Below are 8,710 nucleotides of genomic sequence, written 5' to 3'. Positions count from 1 at the left end.
GACTCAATGCTATTTTTCTTCTCTAAATTTAGGAAAAGATGTTCCTTATACATTATCTATACCTTATATATTCGTAAATTTCTCATCAAAAATATTAAATTTTTTCGCTAAGTTTAAGAAAAATGTTGCTACTAGATTATCAAATTTAGCTTAGCATCAGATTTTCTACTTCATAAGAAACTGGAAAAGCATACATTCAAGAGAAAAGGAGATGGCATCTATGATTCTTAGAATGATTGTGGATATAGAAATCTTCAATACGAAATTGGTAAGAGTTATGCCTATACCCATTTCAATTAAGGAAGCCTATTACGAGTATCGTTATGGGATTTTAGCCGAATAAGATAACCTAAAGCAACAATTTACTTAAAAAGAGCGAATTTTTTCTAAAGTGTACTTGTATCTATCTTTATAATATTGAGTAAGTATTGTAGACAACAATATCACTATTAGTAAATGAATCTAAAATGGAAAGAAAAACTCTATCATAAAATATTTAATATATTATCAGATATTTTTATTAAAGCAGATGAATGGAATAAGTATAATTCGATTGTCTCATAGGTCTTAAGAAGTCTTTATCTTTAATTGATCAGGCTGATTTAGTTCTTGTTGTATTAGATGGTTCTAGACCTTTAGAATCAGAAGATAAGGAACTATTAGAACGTACTGAAGGATTAAATAGAATTGTATTAATCAATAAGTCTGATAAAGGTTGTGTGATTGATACAGAAGGTATTCATATTAGTGCTAAAGAGAATCATATAGATGAACTGATCCAGCATATTAAAGATGAATTTGACTTTAGTGCTATTACTAATTCTCAGGCACAGGTACTTGCAAATCAAAGACAGATACAGTTATTAGAAAAAGCATCACAGTCATTAAATAGTGCAATTCAAGCCATGGAGGAAGGTATTCCTACAGACTTGATTGTGACTGATTTATATGATAGCTGGGAGAACTTAAAAGAGATATTAGGTGAACAGTCTAAAGAAGATTTATTGGATGAATTGTTTAAGAGATTCTGTATAGGGAAATAATATATAAGCATAGCTTACAATAAAAATAAAAAGGTTGAAGACCTTTTTATTTTTTAAAATGAAACGTGCAGACGATACATTATTAATGATGTATAATAAGCATAGCAATATTTACGATAAATACAAGAAAGGACTGTGGCTTATGAACACAACGACTTGGAGAGATACGAATGGATAAACTGATTGATATTAACGCGTATCCCGTAAAGGATACCTTGAAGATCCTTCTTCAAGATAAATCAACAAAAAAGAACATTATCTGGGCTACAGACATTTATAGTGAATATGGTCCTGGATTCAATGATAAAAACCAAATTAAGCTGTCGTTGTTTAATGGAATGAATGCATTTAAGCTACGCCCTCGTATTAGCAAGACTCTTGAGGAACAGCAGGAACGTACCCGTAAAAAAGCAGAGGTTATGACTCCCGTGTGGCTTTGCAACAAAATGAACAATTACGCTGATGAGCAGTGGTTTGGACGTAAAGATGTCTTTAATCATGAGAATGATGACAATACATGGACTGTCAATGAAGAAAAGATAGTTTTTGATGGAAAACGTACATGGAAGAAATACGTAGATTCCAGAAGACTAGAGATTACATGTGGAGAAGCTCCGTATCTAGTATCACGTTATGATACAACAACAGGTGAGTTAATTGTTCCACCTATTCGTAGAATTGGGTTTTTAGACCGTAAACTTCGCATTGTAAATGAAAATACAGCTACGGAAGTCGAATGGCTGAAATGGGCAGAAAGAGCAATACAGAGTTGCTATGGTTATGAATACCAAGGGGATAACCTTCTTATTGCCCGTATCAATGTGCTTTTATCATTCTATGAATATTTTACAGAGCGATGGGAACATGAACCTGAAATGAAGACATTAACTCGCATAGCCAACATTATTAGTTGGAATATATGGCAAATGGATGGGCTAAAAGATACGGTTCCACTAGGCAAACCATATGAGGAGAATCACCAGATGTCATTGTTTGAATTATTAGAATTTGAAGATGAAACAACACAATCACAGGAAAAAACAGAGGAAGCAATTCCATGTAAAATTTATGATTGGCGCTCGAACACATCAATGTTGTTTATGGATTGTAAGAAGAAAGGATAAAGAGTATGAGTAAGAAATTATTTGATTTTGCAATTGGTAATCCTCCGTATCAGGAATTATCAGAAAATACATCTGATAAACCAGTGTATGATAAATTTATGGATGCAGCGTATTCTGTTTCTGATAAGACAGAATTGATCACTCCAGCTAGATTTTTGTTTAATGCGGGTAAAACACCAAAAATGTGGAATGATAAGATGCTTCATGACCAACATTTTAAAGTGATGCATTATGAGGAAGATGCTGCTGTTATATTTCCTAATACCGATATTAAAGGTGGTGTCGCAATTACATACCGAGATACAGAAAAAGAGTTTGGGGCTATAGAGGTATTTACTAATAATTCATGTAAGAATACTCTTCTTCATAAAGTGATTAAAAGCAAAGACTTTAAACCGGTAGGAGATATAGTTTATGCACCTGAAAGTTATAAATTTACCGGCCTGATGTATAAAGAGCACCCAGAGATTAAAACTTCTACAATTTTTCTTAAAGGGAAAGAAGTCCCTTTAATTAGTAAGGGGCATGATTATGATGTTACCTCTAATATCTTTGAAAAACTGAATGGGATTGTCTTTTTTGATAGCAAACCTAATGATGAGGACGACTACATTCAGATGGTTGGGAGAAAGAATAACAAGAGATGTTCGATGTGGATCAAGCGTAAATATATAGCAGAACATCCCAATCTCGATAGATACAAAATATTATTTTCCAAAGCAAATGGTAGTGGCAAATACGGTGAAACAATTGCGTTACCAATAATATCTAAACCAGGCGAAGGACATACTCAGACATTTATTAGTATCGGAAGTTTTTGTACAAAAGAAGAAGCAGAGGCTGAATATAAATATGTGCAAACAAAATTTGCAAGAGCACTTTTAGGAATCTTGAAAGTTACTCAGGATAATAAAAAAAGTGTTTGGAAATATGTTCCTATCCAAGATTTTTCTGATAAATCCGACATTGATTGGTCAAAATCAATTAAGGATATTGATTTACAACTTTATAGAAAATACGGATTAAGTGCTGAAGAAGTTGCATTTATCGAAACCAATGTAAAGGAGATGGAATAATATGGCACCTAAAATTCCTATTCAAACTACAAAAAAAGTTGTGCCAATTATTTATTGCTATACAACTCCTGAAATTGCCCGTCATAAAGGTTGGGTAAAAATTGGTTATTCAGAACAAGATGCTAAGAAACGTATCGATCAACAAACACATACTGCTGATGTAGAATACCGTATTGAATGGTCTAAAAATGCAACATTCGATGATGGATCTGGGGAACTTTTTAAAGACTCAGACTTCCACGCATATCTTGTGAAATGTGGTATTAAACGTCAAAAAGGTACAGAATGGTTCCAAATTAGTCCTGATGAGGCTAAATCTAAACTTGATGAGTTCCGTGAAAACAGAGGAATCAAGAAGGCAGATAACGTTATTCCATATCGACTTCGTAATGAACAAAATGAAGCTGTTGAACGTGCAAAAGATTATTTTACACTTCATGAACGTGGCGAATTTCTTTATAATGCAAAACCTCGTTTTGGAAAGACTTTAACGGTATATGACCTTGCCAAAAGAATGGGACTTGAAAAGGTTCTTATTGTTACTAATCGTCCTGCAATTGCTAATAGTTGGTATGAGGATTACTGCAAGTTTCTCGGTGCGGAATCCGGATTTTCATTTGTAAGTGAAGTAGACGCATTAAAAACACAACCACATGTGTTATCAAGAAAACAATATACAGATGAGTTAATTAAAGGAAATGCTGGAGAAAATTGCATTGAATTTATTTCTTTACAAGATTTGAAAGGCTCTGTGTACTTTGGTGGACACTTCAATAAGCTTGAAGAAGTAGCTCATATGGAGTGGGATATGCTTGTGATTGACGAGGCCCATGAAGGTGTTGATACATATAAAACAGATATTGCGTTTGACCGTATTAAGAGAAAACATACATTGCACCTTTCTGGTACGCCGTTTAAGGCTCTTGCAAACGAAAAATTCCCAGAACATGCCATTTATAACTGGACTTATGCTGATGAACAAAAGGCGAAAGCAAATTGGAAATCAGTGGATGGTGAACCAAATCCTTACGAGAATCTTCCTCAGTTGAATATGTACACATATCAGATGAGTGAAATCATCCGAGATGAACTTAGTCAAGGTGTAGAAGTGAATGGTGAAACTGAAGAATATGCATTTGATTTAAACGAGTTCTTTGCAACTAACGAACGCGGATTCTTTGTGCATAATAGTTCCGTAGATAAATTCTTAAATGCTATGACTGAGCAGACGAAATTCCCATTTTCGACTCCAGAGCTTAGAAATGAATTGAAACATACATTATGGCTTCTTAACCGTGTAGATAGTGCAAAGGCACTAGCTAAGAAACTTGAAAGACATCCTGTATTTAAGGATTATAAAGTAGTTCTTGCTGCCGGTGATGGACGTCTTGACGAAAGTGAAGAAGTACAAAAATCTTTCGACAAGGTAAAAGATGCTATTGAAACCTATGAAAAGACGATTACTCTTTCTGTAGGTCAGTTAACGACTGGTGTAACTATTCCAGAATGGACTGCAGTAATGATGCTTTCTAGCATCAAGAGTCCTGGATTATATATGCAGGCAGCATTTAGAGCACAAAATCCATGCTTATTCTCAAATGGCAGCGAGTTCTTCCGTAAGAAAGATGCATATGTATTTGATTTTGACCCGGCGAGAACTCTTATTATTTTTGAGCAGTTTGCTAATGACTTGTCTTCTGATACATCAGGCGGAAAAGGTGATACTGGTACACGCGAAGACCATGTGCGAGAATTATTGAATTTCTTCCCTGTAATTGGTGAGGACGAAGAAGGCGAAATGATTGCATTGGATGCAGCAAAAGTATTGTCTATTCCAAGAAAAATCAAATCTAAAGAAGTTGTTCGTAGAGGATTTATGAGTGATTTCTTGTTCCAAAATATTAGTAATGTATTTCGTGCTCCACAGGCTGTTATTGATATGATTCAGAAAATGGATCCAGCAAAAGATCCAGGTCCACTTGCAGGTGTTACTCCATCTACAGGCAAAGAATTAGATATCAATGAAGATGGCGAAGTGGAATTGCCAGATGAAATGGTTATTGGAGAGGCTACAGAACTTTTTGGAGAAAAGATTTTTGACAATGTTGACGTGCATGACACTCTAAACGGTATCATTGAATCTACTCCTGATAAGCCTCAAACAAAAACTGATATTGAAGCACAGAAACAGCTTGAACAGTTGAAAAAAGCTTTCAAAGAACAAGTCACAAAACCTATTATGGATACAGCAACACAGAAATATGGTGATGATATGTCATCTCATGCTGCAAAAAAGATTGAAAATAAGATCAATACAGTGGCTGATTCTACTCTTGAATATGAATTTGGAAGTTATAAGGTAGAACAAAATTCTATCGAGGCAGACAGACAAAATGAGATTGCCGCTGCAACATCTGAAGAAGAAGTGATAGAAATCAATCATGCCTTTGACAAGAAGCAAAAAGAAGCTTCTAAGGCATTTAAAGAACGCATGACAGAAACTATTGACACTATGGTAAAAGATGCTGGAGAAACAGTTGTACGTGACGTAGAGACCGACAAGAAGGAAAAGACTAAACGTACTATTGAAGATTCCATTAAGGACCATTTACGAGGATTCTCACGCACTATCCCATCATTCTTAATGGCGTATGGTAATAATGATACGACACTAGAAACATTTGATCGTATTATTCCAGATCAAGTATTTATTGATGTTACAAGTATCACTTTGGATCAGTTCCGTTTCTTACGTGATGGTGGAGATTATCCAAATGAAGAAACCGGAGAAACAGAACACTTTGATGGACATCTATTTGATCCAATTGTATTTAATGACTCTGTGAAAGAATTCCTTGGTCTTAAGGTTAAACTTGCGGATTACTTTGATGCAGCTAATGAAGAAGATATCTTTGATTACATTCCACCACAAAAGACAAACCAAATCTTTACACCGAAACCAACGGTAAAAGATATGGTTGATCGTCTTGAAGGAGAAAATCCAGGTTGCTTTGACGACCCAGATAAGACATTCGTTGATCTTTATATGAAATCTGGTATGTACATCACCGAAATTGTAAAACGTTTATATCAAAGTGAACGTATGAAAGCTCTATATCCAGATGGAAAAGAGCGTTTGAACCATATCTTTGCCCAACAGGTATATGGTCTTGCTCCAACGGAAATTATTTATAGAATTTGTTTGGCATATATTATGGGATTCAGCAATGAAATTAAAATTGAGAAACATAATATTAAGCTTTGTGATGCGCTAGAATACGCTAAAAACGGTACTCTTGAAGACAAGTTAGAGGAGTTATTCCCAGAACTTGCAAACAAGGAGGGATGCTAATGCCAAGACAGAAAAAAGACGCTAAGATTTTAAATATTAAGTTGGCAACAGCAATCAATGAAAAACTTGAACGCTTCTGTGAAGAGTCGGGGCAATCTAAAACGGTTGCTGTGGAGCGCTTTCTTGATAAGTGTCTTGATGAGTATTTCGAAAAACCTGAAGAGCTTCGCAAACCGAATTAAAAAAAGACCACCCTCAAGCATTCTTGCTTTTAGGTGGTCTTTCTGCATATAAAAAAGGGAACCTCAGGTTCCCTTTGATGTTATCTTAATGCTGTACCGAAATGTAATGCTATATAAGCCAATTCATCTTCATTAAATGATTTATGATAATGTTCCTTTACTACATCATTTAAAATCATTGCACATTTATATTCTGTTTCATTTTCAGTTTTTATTTTGTTAGCTAATACATTATCATGTAGCTGTTCATCATTCTTTAAACGCTGAATTGCAGGATAGAAATGCATTGATAATCCCTGATAGAAATCATCATTTTTCTTTAAATTTAATCCTAAACGGTTATTGATTTCCTGTACGGCTTCTAAAGTAATGCTTTCAGTTTCCTGATCAATAATATCGCATTCACTAAAGAAGTCTAAATCTAATAATGTCATGTTTGATAAATACATCGCACAATAACAAATATCATCTTCAGAAATTTTTACATCATATTTCTTAGATAAATCATAGACGATTAACTGTGAAATCTGATAAGTGTTGGCTTGTTTTAATTGTTCAATCTGAGATGAACTCATTTCGATATAAGATCCAGATAATTCTCTTGTAATTGATAAAGCAAGATGAATAGATAAGTTGTCTATTACTGTATCTGAGATATTCATGTTTGCTTCAGTCACATACTTCTTGATTGTCGCAAAGATTTCTGCTTTGCGTAATTTAAATTTTTCTTCTAATTCTATGACCATTTTTTTCCACTACCTCTTTGTGCCCTTATCATATAGGAAAGAAAGCATTTTGTCTATGCTTATTTTTAGATTTGTACACCAAAAGAGGATAATTTAAGCAAATTTATGAATCCGTTTACATGTTTTGTACAAAAAGTTGTATTTCTTGTATAACTATTTTCTCATAGTGAGATAAATAGTATCATATTCGCATTGTGTACCAAGTCTAAATGGGAATCCCCATGAACCATATCCACCAGATACAATAAGATAGTGGTTCTTATAATGGGATAAACCATATGAATTCTGATAGTAATAATGAAGGATAATATTTCCTGGGAAAATCTGTCCATTATGTGTATGACCAGATAATTGAAGATCAGTGAAATATGTATGTTGATTAAATCTTTCAGGATTATGGTCTAGTGTAATAGTAGGTAAAGAAGTATCCATACCTTTAATGACTTGATTAATATCATAGTGGTCTCGAGATGTCTTATCTGTAAAGCCGACAATATTAAAAGTATTATCTACAGTTTCATAGGTGTTCTTTAGAAAGTGTATGTTGTATTTTTCAAAGACAGTAAAGTCTGTATGTTTACCATAATATTCATGATTACCAGATATCCAGTATGTTCCATAAGTACTCTTCATATTCATGAATTCTTGTAAAGAACGATTCATTAATGCATCAGGTGTATTTTCATCAAATACATCTCCTGCAAAACAAACAAGATCATAATGTTTATCATTCACTGTTTTTACAAGTTTTCTTGCCTGTCTCATATAAGTACCAGAACTCAAATGGAGATCACTGACTAAACAGATTTTTAACTTAGATACTGAAGATGTCTTAGGAACAGTGACATGATAGATGACTTCTTTCTTATTATAATGAGAATGGAAACCTGAGATTGTAAGAGTAATCGCAATCATAGTTGCTACGATATTCCCAAAACGATAAGGTCTTCGTTTCACAAATTTAAAGGAGAAACGATAGAGATAAACACATATAAAAAGAATATAAATATACATAGTGAGAAATTGACACACTAGTATGAACATTGTAAAGATATGATTATATGGTTTAAAGTTAAATTTAAGTAATATACCGATTGTAGAAAGAATAGCCATGACAACCACAAATGTTTTAAAAATCAGGTGTTCATGTTTTAATAGCCATATAAAATACAATGCTGGTATAAGAA

General features: G+C 33.8%; 7 protein-coding genes. 5 read left to right on the top strand and 2 right to left on the bottom strand.

All coding sequences use genetic code 11. The features are described from left to right. Positions 1–719: 719 nt before the first annotated feature. From B2S90_RS06455 to B2S90_RS06435, 5 genes are all read left to right on the top strand, one after another. A complete protein-coding gene (locus tag B2S90_RS06455; protein ID WP_286696752.1) occupies positions 720–1,043 on the top strand; it encodes a hypothetical protein in 324 nt (107 codons plus the stop codon). A 170-nt stretch (positions 1,044–1,213) separates the two neighbouring features. Next, positions 1,214–2,167 (top strand): restriction endonuclease subunit M, encoded by a 954-nt coding sequence (locus tag B2S90_RS06450; protein ID WP_286696751.1) that lies wholly within the window; start codon positions 1,214–1,216, stop codon positions 2,165–2,167. Between the two features lie 5 nt (positions 2,168–2,172). After that, positions 2,173–3,243, top strand: coding sequence for an Eco57I restriction-modification methylase domain-containing protein (locus tag B2S90_RS06445; RefSeq protein WP_286696750.1), 1,071 nt, complete (start codon positions 2,173–2,175; stop codon positions 3,241–3,243). A gap of 1 nt (position 3,244) precedes the next feature. Continuing rightward, positions 3,245–6,595 carry a DEAD/DEAH box helicase gene (locus tag B2S90_RS06440; RefSeq protein ID WP_286696749.1) on the top strand — a complete coding sequence of 1,117 codons (3,351 nt, stop codon included), beginning with the start codon at positions 3,245–3,247 and terminating at the stop codon, positions 6,593–6,595. Continuing rightward, positions 6,595–6,777 (top strand): hypothetical protein, encoded by a 183-nt coding sequence (locus B2S90_RS06435; RefSeq protein WP_286696748.1) that lies wholly within the window; start codon positions 6,595–6,597, stop codon positions 6,775–6,777. Before B2S90_RS06440 ends, B2S90_RS06435 begins: the two co-directional genes overlap by 1 nt. Positions 6,778–6,857: 80 nt before the next feature. Here B2S90_RS06435 and B2S90_RS06430 read toward each other — a convergent pair whose 3' ends face one another. Both B2S90_RS06430 and B2S90_RS06425 read right to left on the bottom strand, forming a co-directional pair. Further along, complete coding sequence (locus tag B2S90_RS06430; protein WP_278780824.1) at positions 6,858–7,523, bottom strand: BglG family transcription antiterminator; 666 nt, start codon at positions 7,521–7,523, stop codon at positions 6,858–6,860. A gap of 153 nt (positions 7,524–7,676) precedes the next feature. Then, positions 7,677–8,710, bottom strand: a 1,034-nt coding sequence (locus B2S90_RS06425) for a metallophosphoesterase (protein WP_286696747.1), incomplete at its 5' end; no start/stop codon positions are given.

Origin of the sequence: Catenibacterium sp. UBA627 (assembly GCF_002299355.1) — a bacterium.
Lineage (GTDB): Bacteria > Bacillota_I > Bacilli_A > Erysipelotrichales > Coprobacillaceae > Catenibacterium > Catenibacterium mitsuoka.
Note: the sequence above shows the minus strand (reverse complement) of the source record. Positions and strands in the feature narration are given on the sequence as shown.